The organism is Rhodococcus sp. UNC363MFTsu5.1, assembly GCF_000686785.1.
Classification (GTDB): Bacteria; Actinomycetota; Actinomycetes; order Mycobacteriales; family Mycobacteriaceae; genus Rhodococcus_G; species Rhodococcus_G maanshanensis.
Genome location: NZ_JMLO01000012.1, coordinates 90,640 through 111,244, shown reverse-complemented (window position 1 = coordinate 111,244; position 20,605 = coordinate 90,640). Strand labels below are relative to the sequence as shown.

23 protein-coding genes are annotated in these 20,605 nt (G+C 70.9%); 12 read left to right on the top strand and 11 right to left on the bottom strand.

Annotated elements, in window-relative coordinates; all coding sequences use genetic code 11:
* Positions 1–93 precede the first annotated feature (93 nt).
* Positions 94–846 (top strand): isocitrate lyase/PEP mutase family protein, encoded by a 753-nt coding sequence (locus BR31_RS0112410; RefSeq protein WP_027501253.1) that lies wholly within the window; start codon positions 94–96, stop codon positions 844–846.
* A 72-nt stretch (positions 847–918) separates the two neighbouring features.
* Here the strand turns inward: BR31_RS0112410 and BR31_RS0112405 are convergent, their stop codons facing one another.
* From BR31_RS0112405 to BR31_RS0112370, 8 genes are all read right to left on the bottom strand, one after another.
* Entirely contained in the window at positions 919–1,281 is a 363-nt protein-coding gene (locus BR31_RS0112405) for a DUF1801 domain-containing protein (protein WP_197023602.1), read from the bottom strand.
* A gap of 92 nt (positions 1,282–1,373) precedes the next feature.
* Complete coding sequence (locus BR31_RS0112400) at positions 1,374–2,411, bottom strand: DUF3089 domain-containing protein (RefSeq protein ID WP_037176475.1); 1,038 nt, start codon at positions 2,409–2,411, stop codon at positions 1,374–1,376.
* Positions 2,412–2,451: 40 nt separating this feature from the next.
* The gene (locus BR31_RS0112395; protein WP_027501250.1) at positions 2,452–4,656 is read right to left on the bottom strand and encodes an AAA family ATPase; all 2,205 of its coding nucleotides are present in this window, start codon (positions 4,654–4,656) and stop codon (positions 2,452–2,454) included.
* Positions 4,657–4,701: 45 nt separating this feature from the next.
* Positions 4,702–5,514 (bottom strand): CDP-alcohol phosphatidyltransferase family protein, encoded by an 813-nt coding sequence (locus BR31_RS0112390; protein WP_037176473.1) that lies wholly within the window; start codon positions 5,512–5,514, stop codon positions 4,702–4,704.
* Positions 5,515–5,573: 59 nt separating this feature from the next.
* Positions 5,574–6,287: a phosphatidylserine decarboxylase gene (locus BR31_RS0112385; RefSeq protein WP_027501248.1), complete on the bottom strand. Its 714-nt coding sequence runs from the start codon at positions 6,285–6,287 to the stop codon at positions 5,574–5,576.
* 155 nt (positions 6,288–6,442) lie between these two features.
* On the bottom strand, positions 6,443–6,904 hold the full coding sequence (locus BR31_RS0112380) for a hypothetical protein (protein ID WP_027501247.1): 462 nt from the start codon (positions 6,902–6,904) through the stop codon (positions 6,443–6,445).
* A gap of 59 nt (positions 6,905–6,963) precedes the next feature.
* Positions 6,964–7,590 (bottom strand): response regulator, encoded by a 627-nt coding sequence (locus tag BR31_RS0112375; RefSeq protein ID WP_027501246.1) that lies wholly within the window; start codon positions 7,588–7,590, stop codon positions 6,964–6,966.
* Entirely contained in the window at positions 7,587–8,777 is a 1,191-nt protein-coding gene (locus tag BR31_RS0112370) for a sensor histidine kinase (RefSeq protein WP_037176425.1), read from the bottom strand. The genes BR31_RS0112375 and BR31_RS0112370 overlap by 4 nt, the downstream gene beginning before the upstream one ends.
* Before the next feature lie 162 nt (positions 8,778–8,939).
* Here BR31_RS0112370 and BR31_RS0112365 point away from each other — a divergent pair, with 162 nt between their 5' ends.
* Together BR31_RS0112365 and BR31_RS28380 are read left to right on the top strand one after the other, a co-directional pair.
* On the top strand, positions 8,940–9,539 hold the full coding sequence (locus tag BR31_RS0112365; protein ID WP_027501244.1) for a GlcG/HbpS family heme-binding protein: 600 nt from the start codon (positions 8,940–8,942) through the stop codon (positions 9,537–9,539).
* Positions 9,540–9,541: 2 nt separating this feature from the next.
* Positions 9,542–10,300, top strand: a complete 759-nt coding sequence (locus tag BR31_RS28380; protein WP_081830435.1) for an ankyrin repeat domain-containing protein — start codon at positions 9,542–9,544, stop codon at positions 10,298–10,300.
* Positions 10,301–10,303: 3 nt separating this feature from the next.
* Here BR31_RS28380 and BR31_RS0112355 read toward each other — a convergent pair whose 3' ends face one another.
* A complete protein-coding gene (locus tag BR31_RS0112355; protein ID WP_027501243.1) occupies positions 10,304–10,771 on the bottom strand; it encodes an SRPBCC family protein in 468 nt (155 codons plus the stop codon).
* Between the two features lie 101 nt (positions 10,772–10,872).
* Positions 10,873–12,039: a PQQ-dependent sugar dehydrogenase gene (locus tag BR31_RS0112350; RefSeq protein ID WP_027501242.1), complete on the bottom strand. Its 1,167-nt coding sequence runs from the start codon at positions 12,037–12,039 to the stop codon at positions 10,873–10,875.
* 203 nt (positions 12,040–12,242) lie between these two features.
* On the opposite strand from BR31_RS0112350, the gene BR31_RS32200 reads away from it, so the two are divergent.
* From BR31_RS32200 to BR31_RS0112305, 9 genes are all read left to right on the top strand, one after another.
* A complete protein-coding gene (locus BR31_RS32200; RefSeq protein ID WP_156042454.1) occupies positions 12,243–12,401 on the top strand; it encodes a hypothetical protein in 159 nt (52 codons plus the stop codon).
* Positions 12,402–12,519: 118 nt separating this feature from the next.
* Positions 12,520–12,870, top strand: a complete 351-nt coding sequence (locus BR31_RS0112340) for a GntR family transcriptional regulator (protein ID WP_027501241.1) — start codon at positions 12,520–12,522, stop codon at positions 12,868–12,870.
* Complete coding sequence (locus BR31_RS0112335) at positions 12,867–13,868, top strand: hypothetical protein (protein WP_027501240.1); 1,002 nt, start codon at positions 12,867–12,869, stop codon at positions 13,866–13,868. The genes BR31_RS0112340 and BR31_RS0112335 overlap by 4 nt, the downstream gene beginning before the upstream one ends.
* Positions 13,869–13,925: 57 nt before the next feature.
* Positions 13,926–14,273 (top strand): UBP-type zinc finger domain-containing protein, encoded by a 348-nt coding sequence (locus BR31_RS0112330; protein ID WP_027501239.1) that lies wholly within the window; start codon positions 13,926–13,928, stop codon positions 14,271–14,273.
* A 49-nt stretch (positions 14,274–14,322) separates the two neighbouring features.
* Positions 14,323–15,099 (top strand): methyltransferase domain-containing protein, encoded by a 777-nt coding sequence (locus BR31_RS0112325; RefSeq protein WP_027501238.1) that lies wholly within the window; start codon positions 14,323–14,325, stop codon positions 15,097–15,099.
* A 3-nt stretch (positions 15,100–15,102) separates the two neighbouring features.
* Positions 15,103–15,885 carry an HAD-IIA family hydrolase gene (locus BR31_RS0112320; protein WP_027501237.1) on the top strand — a complete coding sequence of 261 codons (783 nt, stop codon included), beginning with the start codon at positions 15,103–15,105 and terminating at the stop codon, positions 15,883–15,885.
* Positions 15,886–16,030: 145 nt separating this feature from the next.
* Entirely contained in the window at positions 16,031–16,531 is a 501-nt protein-coding gene (locus BR31_RS0112315; RefSeq protein WP_051637353.1) for a DUF6764 family protein, read from the top strand.
* A 222-nt stretch (positions 16,532–16,753) separates the two neighbouring features.
* The gene (gene groL, locus BR31_RS0112310; protein WP_027501235.1) at positions 16,754–18,379 is read left to right on the top strand and encodes a chaperonin GroEL; all 1,626 of its coding nucleotides are present in this window, start codon (positions 16,754–16,756) and stop codon (positions 18,377–18,379) included.
* A 549-nt stretch (positions 18,380–18,928) separates the two neighbouring features.
* Positions 18,929–19,942 (top strand): alpha/beta hydrolase, encoded by a 1,014-nt coding sequence (locus BR31_RS0112305; RefSeq protein ID WP_027501234.1) that lies wholly within the window; start codon positions 18,929–18,931, stop codon positions 19,940–19,942.
* Positions 19,943–20,054: 112 nt separating this feature from the next.
* Here BR31_RS0112305 and BR31_RS0112300 read toward each other — a convergent pair whose 3' ends face one another.
* Positions 20,055–20,483, bottom strand: coding sequence for a phage holin family protein (locus tag BR31_RS0112300; RefSeq protein ID WP_027501233.1), 429 nt, complete (start codon positions 20,481–20,483; stop codon positions 20,055–20,057).
* Positions 20,484–20,605 lie beyond the last annotated feature (122 nt).

Genomic DNA, 20,605 nt, shown 5'->3' with positions numbered 1-20,605 from the left:
CTAACCGACCGCGCCCCGCCGCGGCGGCAACCGGGCGATAGCGGGCCTCGCATGCCAGGATCGTGACGACCGACTACGACGCGAGGAGCGCGCATGACTTCGATCAACGACAAGGCGACCGCACTGCTGCAGCTGCATCAGCCCGGCAATCCGGTGATCCTGCCGACGGTATGGGACGCCTGGTCGGCAAACCTGGCCGCCGAGGGCGGGTTTGCGGCGCTGACGGTGGGTAGCCACCCGGTGGCGGACTCGATCGGCAAGCCCGACAACGAGGGCATGAGCTTCGAGGAGTTGCTGACCCGCGTCGCACAGATCACCGCAGCCGTCGACCTGCCGGTCTCGGTCGACATCGAGTCCGGATACGGGCAGACCCCCGAACGGCTGATCGCCGGGCTGATCGAGGTGGGCGCCGTCGGCCTCAACATCGAGGACACCGTGCACAGCGAGGGCGGCAGGCTGCGCGAGGCGCAGGAGCACGCGGACTTCGTCGGCGGGCTGCGTCGGGCGGCGGATGCCGCGGGCGTGCACATCGTCGTCAACGCCCGCACCGACCTGTTCATCAAGCAGGTCGGCGACGAGTCCGATCGCGTCGAGCGTGCGATCGCCCGGATGAAGCTGGCCGCGGAGGCGGGCGCGGACTCGCTGTACCCGGTCGGGTTCCACAGCGACGAGGTGTACCAGCGGTTGACCTCGGAGTTGCCGTTGCCGGTCAACGCGATCGCCGATCCGGTGCGCGGCGAGAAGGCCAGCTACGCCTCCCTCGGGGTCGGCCGGGTCAGCTTCGGTCCGCTGCTCCAGGCGGCGCTTGCCGTGCGCGCCAACCAGCTCCTCGCCCGCTGGGTCTGATACGCAGCGACACTGGGCGTCGTGTCGGGTACGTGAGTGCCCGTCCGACGCCCAGTGGGCGCGCTGACAGCGCTAGGCCGTGTTCAGTGCCACGGCTTCGTGAATGAGCGCCGTGAACGCCTTGTCGTCGATCGTGTCGCCCTCGTGGATGTCGATGGCACGCCTGGTGTTTCCGTCGAGGCCGGTGTTGAACAGGCCCGACGGGTCGTCCAGCGAGGCGCCCTTGGCGAAGGTCACCTTGACGATCTTCTTGTATGTCTCACCGGTGCAGATCATTCCGGCGTGATACCACACCGGAACCCCGCGCCACTTCCAGTCCTCGACCACATCGGGGTCGGCCTTCTTGATGAGAGTTCGGATGTGAGCGAGCATCTCGCCCCGCCAGTCACCGAGCTCCTCGATCCTCGCATCAATCAGCTGAGACGGATTCTCCATGGTGTCAGTCGCTCTCTTCATGGTTGGTGTCGCTCGCCGGTGACTCGAGTATCCTCGCCGACCACGGTGAGTGCATCGCGACGCGCAGCGCGTCAGCGTGTGTAGGCCGCGCTCTGGGCCCGGACGAGGTCGACCAGGTCCCGCTGCGCGAGGTTCACGTCGAGCAGGTGCAGACCCCAGGTCTCCATCGGGAGTGCGGGCAGCAGCGCGGCACCAGGGCCGTCGACCATGAGCACGTGGGGTCCGCCCCCGCCGGTGCACCTGGCGCGGAACCGGTCGACCTCACGGCCGGCGGCCATGCCACGGATCGGGGCGTCCGCATTGTCATGCAGCGAACCGGGATTGGTGCACAGCACCTCATAGTCGGGCCCGAACGGGAGGTTCGCGCGGGTGCCGGAGGTGCCGGCCTTTTGCGGCGCCAGCCCGAAGCGGGTGTCGGGTGGCGGGGTCCTCGAGTAGGCCGAGTACGCGACGACGCATCCGGTTTGGGTGGTGTCGGTGCACGCGGGCACCGACGTGAAGTCGCCCCCGACCAGCTGGCCCTTGCGCACGAGCACGTCGCCCCCGATCAGCAGTGCCGAGACCAGCTGCGACTGAGCAGGTTTCCCGTCGATGCGATTGTGGATCAGCATCCGGAGCATCCTGGTGCCCTGCGAATGGCCGATCAGCACCACACCGCGGCCGTCGTTGTGGTTGGCGAGGTAGTCGTCCCACGCGCGTTCGACGTCGTCGTACGCGAGGTCGAACGCGACACTGCGCTCGGCAGGCGTCCCCGTGAACAGCGCGCGCAGCGTGACCTGCCGGTACACCGGGGCCCACACGTTGCAGTTCTCGCCGAACGGTTCCGCCTGCGCGCGGGCCACCGTGCGCAGCTCGGGCGAGGGGTCGAGGTTCGCGTTCACGGACTGCTGCAGCGACGCCGTGGGATACACGTAGAAGCAGTCGACCGGCGCGCCGGATCGGCCGCCGCACGGGTCGTCGGCCTGACCGGGCCTGCACAGCCAGGTGGTCGACGACGCCGGGGGCGGTGCGGCCGAGACGTGCGGAGCCGCGATCGCGACGGCTCCGACGAGCACGAGCAGGGTGGTGCAGGCGCGGGCGAGCGGGCGGAACGATCGGCGGCTCGGCATGCTCACGGATGCTAGTCCCGTGGCCGCCGGCCCGGTAGCCTCAGCGATTCTCGGCGTACGCCGCGAGGTGCGCCACCTGCTCGGCGTCGAGCGACGGGCGGACCGCCTTCCTCGCCGCGGCGACGTCGGCCGCCGTGACGTCTGCCGCGTCGACGCTGCGGCGCATGGCGGCCAGGGCCGCCTCCCGCAGCAGCGCCGCGCAGTCCGCCGCCGAGTACCCGTCGAGATCCTCCGCCAGCGCATCGAGGTCGACGTCCGCCTCGAGCGGGATCGACTTCCCTGCGGTCTGCAGAATCTGCTTGCGTGCCTCGGCGTCCGGCGGCGGCACGAAGACCAGCCGCTCGATCCGGCCGGGGCGCAGCAGCGCCGGATCGATCAGATCCGGCCGGTTGGTCGCCGCGAGCACCACGACGTCGCGCAGCGGTTCGACACCGTCGAGCTCGGTGAGCAGCGAGGCCACCACCCGGTCGGTGACCCCGGAATCCGAACTCTGCCCGCGGCGCGGTGCCAGGGCGTCCACCTCGTCGAGGAAGATCAGCGAGGGGGCCGAGTCCCTGGCCCGCTGGAACAGCTCGCGCACCGCCTTCTCCGACGCTCCCACCCACTTGTCCATCAGCTCGGCGCCCTTGACCGCGTGCACGCTGAGCTGCCCGGAGCTGGCGAGGGCACGGACCACAAAGGTCTTGCCGCAGCCGGGCGGGCCGTACAGCAGCACCCCGCGCGGCGGGTCCACCCCAAGGCGGGCAAAGGAATCCGGGTGCTGCAGCGGCCACAGCACCGCCTCGGTGAGGGCCTGCTTGGTCTCGACCATGTCCCCGACGTCCTCGAGGGTGACGCTGCCGATCGCCAGCTCCTCGGTCCCCGAACGCGACAGCGGGCGGATCACGTCGAGCGCGCCGACCAGGTCCTCCTGCAGCAGGTTCGGGTCTTCCCCGCTGCTGCTGGCCCGCGCCGCGGCCCGCAGCGCGGCCTCCCGGACCAGCGCGGCGAGGTCGGAGGCGACGAAACCCGGTGCCCGCGCTGCGATCTCATCGAGCTTGAGGTCGGTGGTGGGGACCTTGCGCAGCATCAGCTCCAGCAGCGCCCTGCGCAGCCTGCCGTCGGGCAGCGCCACGGTGAGTTCGCGGTCGCACAGGTCCTGGCCGCGGACCCGGTCGTCGAGCGAATCGGGATGTGCGGTGGTCGCGACGAACGCGACCCCCGGGGTGTCGACCGCGCGGCGCAGCTCGTCGAGGATCAGCGTGGAGACCGGTTCCGGCTCGGCGGGCAGCAGCGCGTCGATGTCGGTGATGAGCAGCACCCCGCGCTCGTGCGGCTCCCCGCTCACGGCACCGGTGAGGCGGGCCACCGCGTCCGACACCCGTTGCAGCCGGGTGGCCGAATCGAGCGCGCCGACACCCGGGCCGTCCAGTGCGACCACGGCGCGCTCGGCGAGCACCGCCCGCGCCAGCGTCGACTTGCCCACCCCGGCAGGCCCGGTGATGAGCACGCCGAGATGCGGGGAGGCCCCGAGCGTGTGCAACAGTTCCGGCTCGTCCAGCGCCAGCTTCAGCCACTCGCTGAGCTTGGCGGCCTGGGCGCCGACGCCGACCAGGTCGGCCAACGGAACGGGTGCGGGCGCAGGCGCGGGGGCCGGTGCGGCCTGCATCTCGACGGAGGGCGCCGCGCCAACCCCGGGTGTGGCCGCGCCGCTGCCCCAGCTGACCGCCGAATTGGGTTGCACGCTCACCGGTCCCGCGGGATCGACGGACGTCACGGTGAGCAGTTCCGAGGTCCAGGCGACACCGAAGGTGCGCGCCAGCGATTGCGTCGCGCCCGCGGTGCTGGTGCCGGGGCCGAGGTCGCGGGGGAGCAGCGAGACCGTGTCGCCGACGGTGAGCACCTTGCCGAGCAGGGCCTGCCGCAGCGTGGTGTCGGGGATCGACGCCGCCGCGAGCGCCGACCCGTTGACGGTGACGGACCTGGCGCCGTACACCGTCACGGGCGAGAGCACCACGCGCGCATTCTCTTTGAGCCCGGCGTTGGAGAGGGTGACGTCGTCGAGCAGCGCGGTTCCGGTCGGCGTGACTGCTGGTGCCAGCGCGACAACGGCCGCGGTGCGCCTGGCACCGATCACGGCGATGCCGTCCCACTCGCGCAGCCCCAGCGCGGCCAGCGCCTCGGGGTGCAGCCGCACCACGCCGCGGCGGGCGTCGGAGGCGGAGGTGTTCAACCGGGCGGTGAGCGCGAGTTCCGGAGAGTTCACGTCGACCAGCCTAGTGCGAGGTGCGCCGACGCCGCCGCCGCCGGACTACCGGGGGCGGCGCAGTCCGAGGCGCGCGGCGGAGACCCGGCCGCGATCGCCCGTCGGTGCCCGCCGGATCGCCCGTCGCTCGGCCGGTTTGATGTCCCACACCTCGGGGCGCGCGGCGACCCAGCGCTTGGAGCGGACCGCGAACGGGATGTGCACGAGGTACGCGAAGACCAGCACGATCATCAGGACGAACGGGTAGGTGACCAGGGCGGCCGCGACCAGCGCGACGACCACCAGCAGTGCCGCGGCCATCCGCTTCGGCACGGCGAAGGTCTTCATCGCAAGGGTGGGCACCCGGCTGACGATCAACGCGGCGGACAGGATGGTCCAGGTGGCGACCACGTAGAAGGACGACCACCAGCCGTCGCCCCACTGGATGTAGGCGGCAAGCGGGGTCAGCGCGATCAGCGCGCCCGCCGGGGCTGGCACACCGACGAAGAACTCGCTCGTGTAGGCGGGCGCCGAGTCGTCGTCGAGCAGGGTGTTGAAGCGGGCCAGCCGCAGCACGATGCTCACCGCGTAGACGAGCGCGATGATCCAGCCCGCGCTGCCGCCGTCGAGCAGCGTCACGTAGAGCACGAGGGCAGGCGCGACGCCGAACGAGATGGCGTCGGACAGCGAGTCGAGTTCGGCGCCGATCTTGCTGGTGGCGTCGAGCAGTCGGGCGATCCGGCCGTCCAGCGAGTCCAGCACCGCGGCCGCACCGATCATCGCGAGCGCGATGCCGAGCTTGCCGTCGAGGGCGAACTTGACCGCGGACAGGCCGCCGCACAGCGCCAGGATGGTGATGGTGCTCGGCAGCAGGAACAGTCCGGACGCCGCCGTCCTCCTGGCCGTCACCGCCGCGGCGACGGTGCGCTTCGGCGCGTTCACGGGAGCTGGGCGAGGACGGTTTCGGCGCCGATGGCGCGCTGGCCCCGCTCCACCATCAATGTGGTGCCCTGGGGGAAGTAGGTGTCCACCCGGGACCCGAATCGGATCAGTCCGTACGTGTCGCCGATCGGGAGCCGGTCGCCGACGTTGGCGTCGCACACGATGCGCCGGGCCAGCAGTCCGGCGATCTGCACCACCGCGATCTCGTGACCGGCCTCGGTGCGCAGCAGCATCGAGTTGCGCTCGTTGGCGTCGCTGGCCTCGGCGAGGTCGGCCGAGAGGAACTTGCCCGGCTTGTGGACCACGGCCAGCACCTCGCCCGCGACGGGGCTGCGCTGCACGTGCACGTCCAGCACGGACAGGAAGATGCTCACCCGGGGGACGGGGGCGTCGCCCATGTTCAGCTCGGCGGGCGGGACGGCGGTGTCGACGAGGGCGACCTCACCGTCGGCGGGAGAGACCACGACGTTCGCGCGGTTCGGCGGCACCCGGTGCGGGTGGCGGAAGAAGGCGGCGCTGGCGCCTGCGGCCGCGAGACCGGCGCGGCGGACCCACTTGCGGTTGCGCCCGAGCAGCGCGACCGCAAGCGGCGCCGCGACGAACGGGATCCCGGCCGGATGCAGCGGCGGAACCGTGTTGCGGACCAGTTCCGCGACGTGCGCGATACCGGTGGTTTGCGGGGTGCCAATCGGGATGGGGCGGCGGGCCACGGGCTCCTCTTACTGTTTCGTCTTGCTGTCCGGCGAAAACGTGCGCCCGGGCGGCTTCGAGGCCGGGTGCGGGCACCCACAGGCTAGCCGAGACGGGCTCGGGACGGGGACCCGGCCGCCGCTGAGCTGGGTGAACGGGGCGGCGGCCGGACGCCTCACCCGGCCGGGGAGAGCCGTTCCCGCAGCCGGGCGATGCCGCCCCGGATGGTCGCGCCGTAGCCGTCGTCCGACAGCGCGGAGACGCGCGCCTCCGCGAGCTCGAGGTGCGCCCGCGCCCGGTCGTCCTCGCCCAGCTTGGCGTAGTCGGCGGCGAGGTTCAGGTGCAGCGACGGGTAGAAGCCCGCCACCTGCAGCGACGAGTGGTGGCGTTGGGCGCGCTCGTCGGTGAGGGAGTCCGCCGCCCGCAGCGCGCGCAGGTCCCAGTCGAGCTCGTCCGCCGGCTCGTCCTGGACGTCGGCCATGTAGTGGGCGAGCGTGACGGCGTGCAACGGGTCCCCGTCGGGTCCGATCCGATCCCACAACGTCGCGAACGCCGCGCGGGCTCCCGCCCGGTCGCCCCCGTTCGCCAGTTCCTGCGCCGCCATGATGCCGGTCATGATCGGGTCCGCTTCGCTCATCGTCTGCCTTCCGTCGGGTGGGGGACCGACCGTAGGCCGGGCCACCGACAGTGGGGCCGTCAGCGAATCCCGTCGCGGCGCAACGCGACCGACACCGCAGCCGCCCTGGTGTCCACCCCGAGCTTGGCGTAGATGTGCGCGAGATGCGTCTTGACGGTGGCCTCGCTGATGAACAGGCGCTTGCCGAGTTCCTTGTTCGTCAGGCCCTCCGCGAGCAGGGTGAGCAGTTCGGCCTCGCGCGCGGTGAGGGCCTCGTCGGGCCGCCGCATCTGCTGCAGCAAGCGCGACGCCACCGGCGGCGACAGCACGCTCTGGCCCGCGACCGCCCCGCGGATGGCGGCGAAGATCTCTTGCGGCGCCGAATCCTTGAGCAAGTAACCGATGGCACCGGCATCGATGGCCCTGACCACGTCGGCGTCGGTGTCGTAGGTGGTGAACACCAGGACCGGCAGCGCGGGACAGGCCGCGCGGATCCGGCGGATCGCCTCGACGCCGTCGATGCCCGCGCCGAGCGCCAGGTCCATCATCACCAGCCGCGGCGCGAGCTCCGCGGCCATGTCAACGGCCTGCTCGCCGGTGTCGGCCTCGCCGATCACCTCGATGTCGGGCTGGGAGTCCAGCAGGGCCCGCAGGCCGGCGCGCACCACCAGATGGTCGTCGACCAGCATCACGGTCGTCGCGGTCATCGCTCGCCTCCGTACGGGATCTGGGCGGCGATGACGGTGCCCTCGCCGGGAGCGCTCTCCACGGTGAGGGTGCCGCCGAGCGCCTGCACCCGCTGCCGCATCGCGCGCAGGCCGAACCCGCCCGCGGGGGAATGGTCGCCGACGGCGTCGGCCGCGAAGCCGCGCCCGTCGTCGAACACGTCGAGGGCGACGGCACCGGGAAGGTAGGTCAGGGTCACCCCAAGAGTCTGCGCCTCCGCGTGCCTGGCCACGTTCGACACCGCGCTCTGGGTGATCCGCAGCAGCGCGTGCCCGACCTCGGCAGGCAGCGGAACCGCCGTCCCGATCACCTGCAGCCGTGCCGCGGGGAAGTGGCCGCGCGCGGCGCTGAGCAGGGCCGCGTCCAGGCTCTGTGTCTCGAGATTGGGGGAGGCCAGGTAGTGCACCAGGTTCCTGGTCTCGGCGAGGTTCTCGCGCAGCGACGCGGTCGCGGTCCGCACCTCCTCGCGCGCGGGTGACTGCGGCTGGTCCCAGGCCAGGTCAGCCGCCTCGAGGTGCAGCAGGCTGCTGGTCAGGCCCTGCGTGACCGTGTCGTGGATCTCGCGGGCGAGCCGCTCGCGTTCGGACAGCACGCCCGCCGCGCGTTCGGTCTCGGCGAGCCGCGAGTTCGCCTCGGCGACCTGTTCGAGCAGCCGGAGGCGTTCCCTGCTGTCCCGTTCGATCTGGCCGTACGCGATCACCACCAGCGCGCCGGTGCAGATCGGGCCGATCAGCACGGCCCATTCGGTGCGGCCGCTGAAGTTGAAGAAGGCCAGGCTGGTGACCACGGCGAGCGCCGCGACAATCAGATAGGCCGTCCTGTTCGAGAACGCGCGGGTGCAGAGGAAGAACATCGGGAACGCGCACCACGCGAAGCTCGGCGCCAGCCACACCAGCACCGCCCAGGTGGTCAGTACCGGCCACACCCACGGCTGCCAGACGGCGGCCCGGCGGGACAGCAGCACGGTCGCGGCGTAGAGCGCGGCCAGCGCGACGATCAGGGCCGCGACGATGACGAACCGGCCGCTGACGCCGTGGTAGGTCAGGTACCGGGCGGTCGAGGTCGCCAGCAGCACGTAGAACGAGACGTGGATCGCGACATCGAGCGGTCCGCGGGAATCCCGGTCGGCCGGGATCTGATCGCGCCGGGCGCTGACTGGACTGGACATCGGCTCGATCCTACGGAGGGGCCGTCGCCGCCGGATCGGCCATTCGGATGATCTCCTCGCCCCCTGACGGCTGATCGGGAGGCAGACGTCGGCCCGATGCGGGTGGGTGGGTCCGGCGGCGAGGCTGGAATCCATCAGCCCCACTACCGAAAGGCCCACGCGATGAACCTCTCCCGCCGCCTGCCCAAGACCCTCGCCGTCACCGTCCCGCTGGCCGCGATCCTCGCCACCGCCGCGTGCGGCAGCGGGATCGACGACAAGGAGGCGTCGGCGACCCCGGTCGCCACCACCGCAGCGGCCGCAGCCGCGGCGAAGGCCCCCGGCGACCAGGCCGCGAAGGGCACGGCGACCGCGAACCGATTGAGCGTCGGGGCCGCGGGCACGGCCGCGCAGGCCGCGCTCGCGAAGTGCCAGGCCGACGGGCTCGGCTTCGTCACGGTGGCCGTGGTCGACCGCAACGGCAACGTGCAGGCGATGCTGCGTGGCGACAACGCGGCCCAGCACACCGTCGAGGCGGCTCGCCAGAAGGGCTACACGGCAGCGGCTTTCGGCGCCAACACCAGTGATCTGGCCGGTCGCGCCAAGGGTGACGGCGCCACCGTCGCGGACATCGACGGCACCCTGTTCCTGCCGGGCGGCGTCAGCGTGAAGGCGGGCAACGCGTCCATCGCGGGCATCGGTGTCGGCGGCGCCCCGGACGGCATGGCCGATCAGGCCTGCGCCGCGGCCGGCCTCGAGGCCATCGCCGGATCGCTGCGGTAGCGATGAACGCCAACGTGAGGCGCGCGTCGGCTGCCGTCGTCCTGGCCGCGGCGGTGGCCGTGTGCGCCGCCTGCGCCGGCCAGGATCCGGCGGTCGACGCCGGGCCGCCCGCCGTCCAGGTCCCCGCCTCGACGACCGCGTCGCCGCCGGAGGCCGTGCCGGTCTCGACCCCGGAGCTGGAGCGGTCGCTGTTCACGGCGGTCCGGGCGGACGACGCCGACGCGGTGCGCGCGGCGCTCGCCGCGGGCGCGGCGCTCGAGGCCCGCGGCGCCGGTGGCCGGACCCCGCTGGTGGCCGCGGCGAAGTCCAACTCGGTGAACGCGGCCGGGGCGCTCGTGGCGGCAGGCGCCGACGTGAACGCGAAGGACGACATCGAGGACTCGGCGTTTCTGTACGCAGGCGCGGAGGGGCTCGACGAGATCCTGGCGTTGACGCTGGCGCACGGTGCCGATGTGGCCGCAACCAACCGGTACGGCGGCACCGCGCTGATCCCGGCGGCTGAACACGGGCACGTCTCGACGGTGCGGACGCTGATCGGGGCGGGCGTGCCGGTGAACCACGTCAACGAACCGGGCTGGACCGCGCTGCAGGAGGCGGTCGTCTACGGCGACGGATCGGCCCGGTATCTCGACGTGATCGGGCAGCTGCTCGCGGCCGGCGCCGACCCCGCGATCGAGGACTCGAACGGCCGGACCGCCCTGGAGAACGCGAAACGCCGCGACCAGCAAGCGGTCGCGGCGCTTCTCGGGGGAGAACGCTGACGGTCAGGTCCGCGCGGCGGCGTTCGACTCCACGGTCGACTTGATCCGGGCGAGGGTGGTGTTCATGCCCGCGATCATGTCGACCTCGAAGTCGGCGGTGCCGCCCATCATCTTGTCGATGAGGAAGGACGAGATCTTGGTGGTGCCGGTCGGCGCCTCCCGGCGCTCGGTGAGGCGGGTGCCGGTGTCGGTGGCCTCGAGCGCATAGGTCCAGATGGTGTGGTTCTCGACGACCCGCCAGGCGATCGCCTTGTTCGGCTCGAAGCGGACCACCTTCGCGGTGGTCGGCCAGACCAGCAGGCCCTTCTTGTTCAGGTTGAACGTCTTGGTGCCGTGGGTGACCTCGCCGAAGACGTGCATCCGCCTGCACTGCGGGCTCCACTCGCCCATCCGCTTGAGGTCCGAGACCACGGCCCACACCGCGGCGGGGGGAGCGGCGATGTCGATGCTCGCTTCGAGGGTGTTCGTCACTGGGTTTCTCCGGTTCTAAGAGTTTTAGTGCTACGCACCGTTACGGATATCTTGCCGGATCGCGGGCGTTCGTCAAGGCCCGATCTTGGCACGGCTCGGGGTCATGGGCGCGGAGTAAGCCGGAGTACGACGTCGTCGCGGCCGTTGTCGGTGGTGACGAGCAGGGTCCCGTCCGGCTGTCCGCTCACCGTGCGGATCCGGCCGTAACGACCGTCGAGCAGGGAGGCCTGGCGCTCGACCCCGAGGCCGTCCGGGGTGAGGCCCAGCAGCAGGACCTTCTCGCCCTGCTGCGTCCCGACCGCGAGCGCGCCCGACCAGTCGCCCCAGTCGGGGCCGAGGAGAAACGACCCGCTGGCGGTGGCGAGGGTCGGCATGCCCGAGCTCCACACCGCCTCGCGGGCGCCGGGCACCCGGTCCGGGTCGGTCATCGGCACGGCCTCGATGTACCGGCCGGGTTCGAGGTCGGGACGCCAGCCGTAGTTGCCGCCCGGCACCAGCGCGTTCACCTCGTCGTCGCGGTGGGTTCCCTGCTCCACCGAGTACAGCTGCCCGGTGCCGGGGCGGAAGCTGAGCCCCTGCACGTTGCGGTGGCCGAGGGTGTAGACGGGGGAGGCCGGATCGGGGTTCCCGGCCGCGGGGGATCCGTCGGTGTTGATGTGCAGCACCTTGCCGCCCAGCGAGTGTGGGTCCTGGGGCGCCGTGGGGATGGTCGCGTCGCCGGTGCCGACGAACAGGGTGCCGTCCGGTGCCGGGAGGATGCGGCAGCCCGCGTGCCGCCCGCCCGCGCTCGGCAGGCCGGACAGCACCACGCCCGTCCTGGTCAGTGACGTCCACTCCGGGTCCACCGTCCAGGCCAACAGCCGGACGTCGGTCGGCCCGTCGCCCCGGTGTCCCTGGCAGGTGAACACCCGGCGGTTGCTCGCGAACCCCGGATCGAGCGCGATGCCCATCAGTCCGGTCTCCCCGGAGACGTAGAGGTCGGACAGGTCCGCGGTCGGCCGGGTGACCGTGCCGTCGGGCCGCCTGGCCACGAACCCGCCGCCGCGCTGCCCGGTCAGGAGGGTGCCGTCCGGCGCGACCGCGACATCCCATGGCTTGTTCAGTCCGGTCAGCAGCTCGGTCACCTCGACGGTCGGCGGGGCGGCCGCGACGACGCTGCGTGCGGTGGAGGTGGCCTCTCCTGAGGTCTCGGGGGAGGCGGTGTCGGTGGTGGTCGCGCAGCCGGCGACGAGTAGGGCGAGAGTCAGCGCGGCGGATCGACATCGCATGGGCCACCTCCGGATCTTCCGGCGCAGGAGCTGGTTCCAGGGTATCGCCGCAAGGGAACCCGGCTGTAGGTCGTGACCGCGGCCGAGCGCGGGCAATCACTGCCCCTCAGGGGTGGATTTCGCTGTAATACCGGGGGGATGATGAACGATGAAAAATGTATCCACGCAGCATTGAAACCAGGCAGACACCGGAGTGATCCGTCGTGAAGATCCCAGTCGTTCTCCAGCATGTGCGACATGATGCCGTCCCGATTCTCGAGTCGGCCCGGATGAAGGGCCGTCCCAAGTCCTGGTCGAGCGAGAAGCTCGAGCGGCTGCTGACCGACGGTGAGAGGGAAGACGTCGAGCGCGGCCGGTTCTGACCCGCCGCTGCGGCGTCGAGTGTGCAGTTCCCATCGCCCTCTCTCGATGAATGTGCAGGTAAGTGCACTCTCGCCTGAGCAAGTTGTTCTATTGGAACTAGAACAATAGAATCAAGGCGTGCTGATACGAATCGACCAGACCGCGGCGGAGCCGCTCTATGAGCAGGTCGCCTCGAGCGTGCGCAGGGCAATCGCCGTCGGCGAGGCGGCACCGGGCGAGCGACTCCCGGTGGCACGTGACCTGGCGGCCTCGCTCGACCTCAACGTCCACACCGTGTTGCGGGGCTATCAACTGCTGCGCGACGAAGGCCTGATCGAGCTGCGGCGCGGACGCGGGGCCGTCGTCACGGCGGACGCGAGCGCTCGCGGCCGGCTGCAGGAGGCGCTCCGCGACCTGGTCGCCGAGGCCCGTCGGATCGGCATGGGCGCAACCGAACTCACCGCACTCGTCACCAAGGAGATGCAATGACCACCTCGAACTCATTCCCCAGGGTCGGCTGGCTCCGGGCCCTCGCAGTGACCGTGCTGCCGCCCGCGCTCACCGCGGTTGGCGCGGTCTCCCTGATCGGGGCGTGGTCCGCGGAACTGCCCGATCCGGTGGCCGTGCACTTCGGCCCCGGTGGCGTGGCGGACCGGTTCGCTACGCAGGGCGCCGCGCGGTGGTCCCCGCTGATCGGCCTGGCGTTCGCGGTCGGCCTGTGCCTGATGCTGCTCCTGCTGACCCGGCGGGACCTGCGGTCGGCCCGGGTCGGCGCCGCGGTGGGGTCGGGAACCGGCGCCTTCGTCGCGGCCCTCCCGGTCGCGCTGCTCGCCCCGCAGCGCGGCCTGACCGACGCCGCCGAGGCATCGCCGAGCTTCTGGTGGATCGCGCTGCCCGCGGGGCTGGGCCTGGCCGCGGCCGCGATCGGGTACGCGGCGTCGCCAGCACCGGGACCCGCCACCGCGCACCGCCCGCCCAGTGAGGACGCCCCGCGCATCGCGCTGGCGGACGGCGAGAAGGTCGCCTGGTCCGGGTCGGCCGCGATGCCGCCCTGGCTGGCCGCCGTGGTCGGCGTGGTCCCCGTCGGGGTGGTGCTCGGGATGGTCGCCTTCGGATCGAGTTCGTTCGTCCTGGTGCTGGTGATCGCCGCGATCTCGGCCGCGTTGATGGCCCTGGTGCTGGCGCCGGTTCGCGTCACGGTCGACGCCGCCGGGCTGTCGGCGCGGACCCCGATCACCGGCAGGCCGACCCGCATCCCGCTCGACGCGATCGCGGAGGCCGACGTCGTCGCGGTCGGGACTCTCAACAGGTTCGGCGGTTTCGGCTACCGCGCAGGCCCCGACGGCACCGGGCTCATCGTCCGGCCCGGGCCCGCGCTGCGCATCACGCGCGGAGACGGTTCCCGGTTCACCGTCACCGTCGACGGTGCCGAGCAGGCCGCGGCGGTCGTCAACGCGCTCGCCGCCAAGGGGCGCGCGCGTCGCTGACTTCGCGGCATACTCGAGCCAGGGAACCGAACCCCTCGCACGCACGGGAGGATCACGATGACCGAGATTGCCGGGATCGATCCGGGCGTCGCGCCGAGCGGGCCGGGCTGCGCCGAGTGCGACGCGGGCGGGGGCTGGTGGGTGCACCTGCGCCGATGTGCCCAGTGCGGGCACATCGGGTGCTGCGACACCTCGCCTGCGCAGCACGCGAGCGCGCACGCCGCGGCGACAGGGCACCCGTTCATCCAGAGCTTCGAGCCGGGCGAGGACTGGTTCTGGAACTTCCAGACCGAGCAGATGTACGACGGGCCCGAGCTGGCGCCGCCACGGCACCACCCGGTTGACCAGCCGGTGCCGGGCCCGGCGGGCCGGGTGCCCGCGGACTGGCAGGATCACGTCCATTAGCGTCAGCCGACCCGATCCGGACCGCGGGACCCCGCGGTCCGTTGGTGCGGTGCAGTGGGACCCGGCGCAGTACTCGCTGTTCGGGGCGGAGCGACGCCGGCCCTTCTTCGATCTGGTCGGTCAGGTCGGCGCCCTTGACCCGCGACGGGTCGTCGACCTCGGCTGTGGGCCGGGCACGCTGACCGTGACGCTGGCCGAGCGGTGGCCCGGCGCCACGGTGCTCGGCATCGACTCGTCGCCGGAGATGATCTCCGAGGCCGTCGCCGCCCACCGCCACGGACGCGTCGAGTTCGCGCTGGGCGGCGCTGAGGATTTCTCCGCCGCGGGGGTCGACGTGCTGGTGAGCAACGCCCTGCTGCAATGGGTGCCGACGCACCGCGAGTTGCTGGCGAGGTGGGCGGCCGAGCTCAACCCCGGCGGCTGGCTCGCCTTCCAGGTGCCCGCGAACTTCGGCTCGCCCTCGCACCGGTTGATGCGCGAGATCGCCGAGTCGCCGCGGTGGCGCGACCGACTCGGTGGGGTGCTGCGCCACGACGGCCCGGTGGCCGAGCCCGCGGAGTATCTCGAGTTGCTGCTGGGCGCCGGACTGCGGGTCGCGGCCTGGCGGACCGAGTACCAGCACCTGCTGCCTGGTCCCGATCCCGTGCTGGAGTGGGTTCGCGGGACCGGATTGCGGCCGGTCCTCGATCGGCTGTCCGCCGCCGAGACGGCGGACTTCGAGGAGGATTACGGGGCCCGTCTGCGGCAGGCGTATCCGCGCGGCCCGTTCGGGACCGTCTTCCCCTTCCTCCGGACCTTCGTGGTCGCGGAGAAGCCGGGCGCGTGAACCGTGGCCGCGGTCGAGGGCGTGCTGTTCGACATCGACGGGGTGCTGGTGACCTCCTGGCAACCGCTCGCAGGCGCCGCGGAGGCCCTCGCCGCCGTCCGCGACCGTGGGATCGCGCGTGCTTTCCTCACCAACACCACCTCGAGGACGCGGGCCGAGATCGCCGGCGGTCTGCGTGATTGCGGCATGGCGGTGGACGCCGACGAGATCGTCACCGCCGCCGCCCTCACCGCGGAGCACCTTCGCTCGGCGTACCCGGGGGAGCGCTGTCTGCTGATCAACCACGGCGACATCGCCGGCGACATGACGGGCGTCGAGTTCGACGCCGACCGGCCGGAGGTGGTGGTGCTCGGCGGGGCCGGGCCCGAGTTCGACCACGCCGCGCTGAGCCGGGTGGTGGAGCTGATGCTCGACGGGGTGCCGGTGGTCGCGATGCAGGGCGGACTGACCTGGGCGACCGCGGAGGGCATCCGCATCGACACCGGGGCCTACCTGCCGGGGCTGGAGGCGGCGGGCAACGCCCGCATCACCGTGGTCGGCAAGCCCTCGCCGACCGGGTTCCTCGCGGCCGCGGGGCTGATGGGGACCCCGCCCGAGCGGACCGTGATGATCGGCGACGATCTCCAGAACGACGTGCTGGCGGCCCAGCGTGCCGGATTCGTCGGGGTGCTGGTGCGTACCGGCAAGTTCCGACAGTCCGTCCTCGACGCGACCGATGCCGCTCCGGGGCATGTACTCGACTCGGTCGCGGACCTTCCCGGACTGCTCACCGAGCTGCGGGACTGAGGCCGCCGACGTCACCCGATGGGCCCGCACGAAACCGGTGCCGAATCGAGATCTGTCGATCCGGTCGTTGCCGGGCGAGTCTTGGGTACCGTCGCGTCGGTATCCGTTCGCTCTGCTATCGAGGAGTTCCGTGTCGATTCAGCTCATGCCCCGCGTCCACAACCTTTTTCCGTCGATCACCCGCGCGGGCGCGAGTCTGGCGGTCGGCATCGCGATCGCGGGGGGCATGGCGGTCGCCGGCTCCGGCGTCGCCTCCGCCGCGCAGGTCGGTTGCGCCTCGCCGCCGTCGGCGAACGACATCAGGGTCATCGGTGACGCGAGCTGCGGCGCCACCGCCACCGTCGGGAACGCCGGGGCGACCGCGATGGACAGCGGGACCGCGGTGAGCGTGGCCAACGGCGGATCCGCGAACAGCCTCGCGACCGGATTCGGGGTCGCGCTCAGTTCTTCGCGCGACGCGGGCACCGCCCATGCGTTCGCCATCGGCGGCGGCATCTCGCACTCGAACGCCTCGAACGGCCACACCACCATCTCGGTGGCGGGCTGGGGTTCGGGGGCGACCGCGGAGGCGTCCGGCGTCAAGTGCGTCGGCCCGCTGTCCTTCGCCGTGAACCTGAACACCGGCGCCGTATGCGCGCTGCGCTGACCGACCCGTCCCGACCTTGCACTCGCCACCCCTGAGTGCTAAAAAGGCACTTGGCACTCGCGTCATGCGAGTGCCAGGTCGGGACGGTGAGATCGGGATCCCATCGACACCCCTGGTCGTCCGTCGCGGGCGCCGAGCCTGGCCGTAGGCGTAAATGCGTCATGAGGCGACCCGACGAGCGGTCGCCTGGTGTGTCACCCCAATCCGGAGGATCACTTCGCAATGGCCAAGATCATCGCGTTCGACGAAGAGGCCCGTCGCGGTCTCGAGCGTGGCCTGAACAGCCTCGCCGACGCAGTCAAGGTGACGCTGGGACCCAAGGGTCGCAACGTCGTCCTGGAGAAGAAGTGGGGCGCCCCCACGATCACCAACGATGGCGTGTCCATCGCCAAGGAGATCGAGCTCGAGGACCCCTACGAGAAGATCGGCGCCGAGCTGGTCAAGGAGGTCGCCAAGAAGACCGACGACGTCGCCGGCGACGGAACCACCACCGCCACCGTGCTCGCCCAGGCTCTCGTTCGTGAGGGCCTCCGCAACGTCGCGGCTGGCGCCAACCCGCTCGGCCTCAAGCGCGGCATCGAGAAGGCCGTCGAGGCCGTCACCGCCCGCCTGCTCGACACCGCCAAGGAGGTCGAGACCAAGGAGCAGATCGCTGCCACCGCCGGTATCTCGGCTGGCGACTCGTCCATCGGTGAGCTCATCGCCGAGGCCATGGACAAGGTCGGCAAGGAAGGCGTCATCACGGTCGAGGAGTCCAACACCTTCGGCCTGCAGCTCGAGCTCACCGAGGGCATGCGCTTCGACAAGGGCTTCATCTCGCTGTACTTCGCGACCGATGCCGAGCGTCAGGAAGCCGTCCTCGAGGACGCGTACATCCTGCTCGTGAGCTCCAAGATCTCCACGGTCAAGGACCTGCTGCCGCTGCTGGAGAAGGTCATCCAGTCCGGCAAGCCGCTGGTCATCATCGCCGAGGACGTCGAGGGCGAGGCCCTGTCCACCCTGGTGGTCAACAAGATCCGTGGCACCTTCAAGTCGGTCGCCGTCAAGGCCCCCGGCTTCGGTGACCGCCGCAAGGCGCAGCTCGCCGACATCGCCATCCTCACCGGTGGCGAGGTCATCAGCGAAGAGGTCGGCCTCTCCCTGGAGACCGCCGGACTCGAGCTGCTCGGCCGCGCCCGCAAGGTCGTCGTCAGCAAGGACGAGACCACCATCGTCGAGGGTGCAGGCGACGCCGACGCCATCGCCGGTCGCGTCAACCAGATCCGCGCCGAGATCGAGTCCTCGGATTCGGACTACGACCGCGAGAAGCTGCAGGAGCGCCTGGCCAAGCTGGCCGGTGGCGTCGCCGTCATCAAGGCGGGCGCCGCGACCGAGGTCGAGCTCAAGGAGCGCAAGCACCGCATCGAAGATGCCGTGCGCAACGCCAAGGCCGCCGTCGAGGAGGGCATCGTCGCCGGTGGTGGCGTGGCCCTGCTGCAGTCCGCCCCCGCGCTGGACGACCTGAAGCTCGAAGGCGACGAGGCCACCGGTGCGAACATCGTTCGTGTCGCCCTCGAGGCCCCGCTCAAGCAGATCGCGTTCAACGCAGGCCTCGAGCCCGGCGTCGTCGCGGAGAAGGTTCGCAACCTGCCCGCAGGCCACGGCCTGAACGCCGCGACCAACGAGTACGGCGACCTGCTCGAGGCCGGCATCAACGACCCGGTCAAGGTCACCCGCTCGGCGCTGCAGAACGCGGCCTCGATCGCGGCTCTGTTCCTCACCACCGAGGCCGTTGTCGCCGACAAGCCGGAGAAGGCCGGAGCGCCCGTCGGCGATCCGACCGGCGGCATGGGCGGCATGGACTTCTAGTCCACAGCCACACCAGTTCCACCCGGCGGGGCCCGGGTCACCCGAAAGGGTGGCCCGGGCCCCGCTCGTCGGGGTGGTACCTGCGGCAACACGTTGTTCACCCGAGCGACCAACGTAGGTCACCGATCTGGACGCTCGGTCCGCTATCTTCGTTTGCTGTGGCGAGGGGTCACACGCAGTTTCCTGCGGTAGGTCAATCTTCTTGGAGGATCACATGGGTTCCATCAGCACCATCATCTCGCTCATCGAGCTCTACCAGCTGCTGAGCAAGTTCAGCTGATCCCCCGAGCAGGCGGCCGGACTCCCGACGGGAGTCCGGCCGCCCGTCTGCTGTTGGACCAGTTTCGCGAATTTCCGAGACAGTCGTACGCGTTCCGGGTGACACTGTCGGCGCGGGATCGTTGACCACGCAGGCGCAGTGCCTGCGTAAGATCACCCGCAGCAAGCCGAGGGTCCATGCGTACCTGCGCGTGGACCCCCGTTCTGTAGAGAAGTACCGAATACCAACCGATCTCGGCCCACAGACAGTCAGGTGCACCACACATGAGCATGCTTCGTCGATCCGGCGCCCGCACGGCGCGGCTGGCCGCGGCCGCAGCGGCCCTGATGATCCTTCCCCTGGTCGGCGCGGGCGGGCTCGCCACAGCCGCACCTGCAGGCGAGCAGTCCGCCTCGAAGGTCGAGAGGATCGACGGCACCGGGCGCCAGGTGACCGCGTACGTGTACTCGGCGTCGATGGACAAGACCATCCCGGTCAAGGTTCAGCGCCCGATGGACTCCAGCGCCCCGAGGCCGACCCTGTACCTGCTCAACGGCGCAGGCGGCGGCGAGGATTCGGCCACCTGGCAGCGTCGCACGGACGTCGCGACCTTCTTCGCGGACAAGAACGTGAACGTGGTGACCCCGGTCGGCGGCGCCTTCAGCTACTACACCGACTGGCAGAAGGACGACCCGAAGCTCGGCAAGAACAAGTGGACGACCTTCCTGACCAAGGAACTGCCGCCGCTGATCGACTCCGAGTTCAAGACCAACGGTGTGAACTCGATGGCGGCCATCTCCATGACCGGCACCTCGGTGCTCAACCTGGCGATCGCCGCCCCCGGCCTCTACAAGAGCGTCGCCTCCTACAGCGGCTGCGCCGAGACCAGCACCGACATGGGCCGGGCCTACATCAAGATGGTCGTCGAGTCGCGGGGCGGCGCCAAGGTCGAGAACATGTGGGGCGCGAAGAACGACGCGGCCTGGGTGGCGAACGACCCGGTCGTCAACGCCGAGAAGCTGCGCGGCACCCAGCTCTACATCTCCTCCGGCAACGGACTGCCGGGAGCGCATGACAACCTGGAGGAGACCGGCGGCATCTCCGGTCTGGCGAACCAGGCGTTGCTCGGCGGCGTGATCGAGGGCGCGACCCTGATCTGCACCAACAATCTGTCCAAGCGGCTCGGTGAGCTCGGCATCCCGGCCGTCGTCGACTTCCGGCCGAACGGCACCCACTCGTGGGGCTACTGGCAGGACGACCTGCACAAGTCGTGGCCGATGCTGGCCGCATCGATCGGTCTCTGACGGGCCCGACAGCACAGGCGACAACGACGGCGCCGATCTCGCGGAGTACGCGGGGTCGGCGCCGTCTTGTCGTCGGGGGCGGGGTATGCCCCCGACGAGGCGATCGGTCGAACTAGTTGCCGGAGGCCTTGTGCCTGCCCGGCCTCATGCTCGACTCGAGCTTGTCGTCGAGTTCGTCGTAGACGACCGAGCCGATCCAGATGATCAGGGTTGCCCACACCCAGGTCCAGAAGCCTCGGATCTGGAAGTCGTTCGTCAGCAGCACCACGATGAGCAGGACGAGGTATGTCGCGACCAGGTTGACGACCCAGGTGTAGGCGCGCAGTCCCGGCACGGTGCTCAGCAGGCGGGTGAGGACCGGCTTGACGAACAGCGTGGCCAACGTGAACAGGATCGTGCCGACGATGAACCACAGGGGATAGGAGATGTGGAACGGGCCGAGGACCAGATCGGCGATCCACAGCAGGACACCGTTCGCGACCAGTGCGGTCAGGATGCGGGGGACCCAGAGCTTGGTGGGGGCCGGACTCGAGGTGGTCATGTCGCCAGGATGAGCTTCGGCGACGGGTGCGATCGGGCTTTTGTCGGCGACTCAATTGATTGATGCACCTACGTTATCCGTCTGTTATTGGATCAGGTGAGATCGCGGCCCGCGCCGGGGCG

Excerpts from the sequence above, each read along its gene's own strand:
- BR31_RS0112410 (WP_027501253.1), top strand. The coding sequence starts at position 94 with ATGACTTCGATCAACGACAAGGCGACCGCACTGCTGCAGCTGCATCAG.
- BR31_RS0112405 (WP_197023602.1), bottom strand. The coding sequence starts at position 1,281 with ATGGAGAATCCGTCTCAGCTGATTGATGCGAGGATCGAGGAGCTCGGT.
- BR31_RS0112400 (WP_037176475.1), bottom strand. The coding sequence starts at position 2,411 with ATGCCGAGCCGCCGATCGTTCCGCCCGCTCGCCCGCGCCTGCACCACC.
- BR31_RS0112380 (WP_027501247.1), bottom strand. The coding sequence starts at position 6,904 with ATGAGCGAAGCGGACCCGATCATGACCGGCATCATGGCGGCGCAGGAA.
- BR31_RS0112375 (WP_027501246.1), bottom strand. The coding sequence starts at position 7,590 with ATGACCGCGACGACCGTGATGCTGGTCGACGACCATCTGGTGGTGCGC.
- BR31_RS0112370 (WP_037176425.1), bottom strand. The coding sequence starts at position 8,777 with ATGTCCAGTCCAGTCAGCGCCCGGCGCGATCAGATCCCGGCCGACCGG.
- BR31_RS0112365 (WP_027501244.1), top strand. The coding sequence starts at position 8,940 with ATGAACCTCTCCCGCCGCCTGCCCAAGACCCTCGCCGTCACCGTCCCG.
- BR31_RS28380 (WP_081830435.1), top strand. The coding sequence starts at position 9,542 with ATGAACGCCAACGTGAGGCGCGCGTCGGCTGCCGTCGTCCTGGCCGCG.
- BR31_RS0112350 (WP_027501242.1), bottom strand. The coding sequence starts at position 12,039 with ATGCGATGTCGATCCGCCGCGCTGACTCTCGCCCTACTCGTCGCCGGC.
- BR31_RS0112335 (WP_027501240.1), top strand. The coding sequence starts at position 12,867 with ATGACCACCTCGAACTCATTCCCCAGGGTCGGCTGGCTCCGGGCCCTC.
- BR31_RS0112330 (WP_027501239.1), top strand. The coding sequence starts at position 13,926 with ATGACCGAGATTGCCGGGATCGATCCGGGCGTCGCGCCGAGCGGGCCG.
- BR31_RS0112315 (WP_051637353.1), top strand. The coding sequence starts at position 16,031 with ATGCCCCGCGTCCACAACCTTTTTCCGTCGATCACCCGCGCGGGCGCG.
- groL (WP_027501235.1), top strand. The coding sequence starts at position 16,754 with ATGGCCAAGATCATCGCGTTCGACGAAGAGGCCCGTCGCGGTCTCGAG.
- BR31_RS0112305 (WP_027501234.1), top strand. The coding sequence starts at position 18,929 with ATGCTTCGTCGATCCGGCGCCCGCACGGCGCGGCTGGCCGCGGCCGCA.
- BR31_RS0112300 (WP_027501233.1), bottom strand. The coding sequence starts at position 20,483 with ATGACCACCTCGAGTCCGGCCCCCACCAAGCTCTGGGTCCCCCGCATC.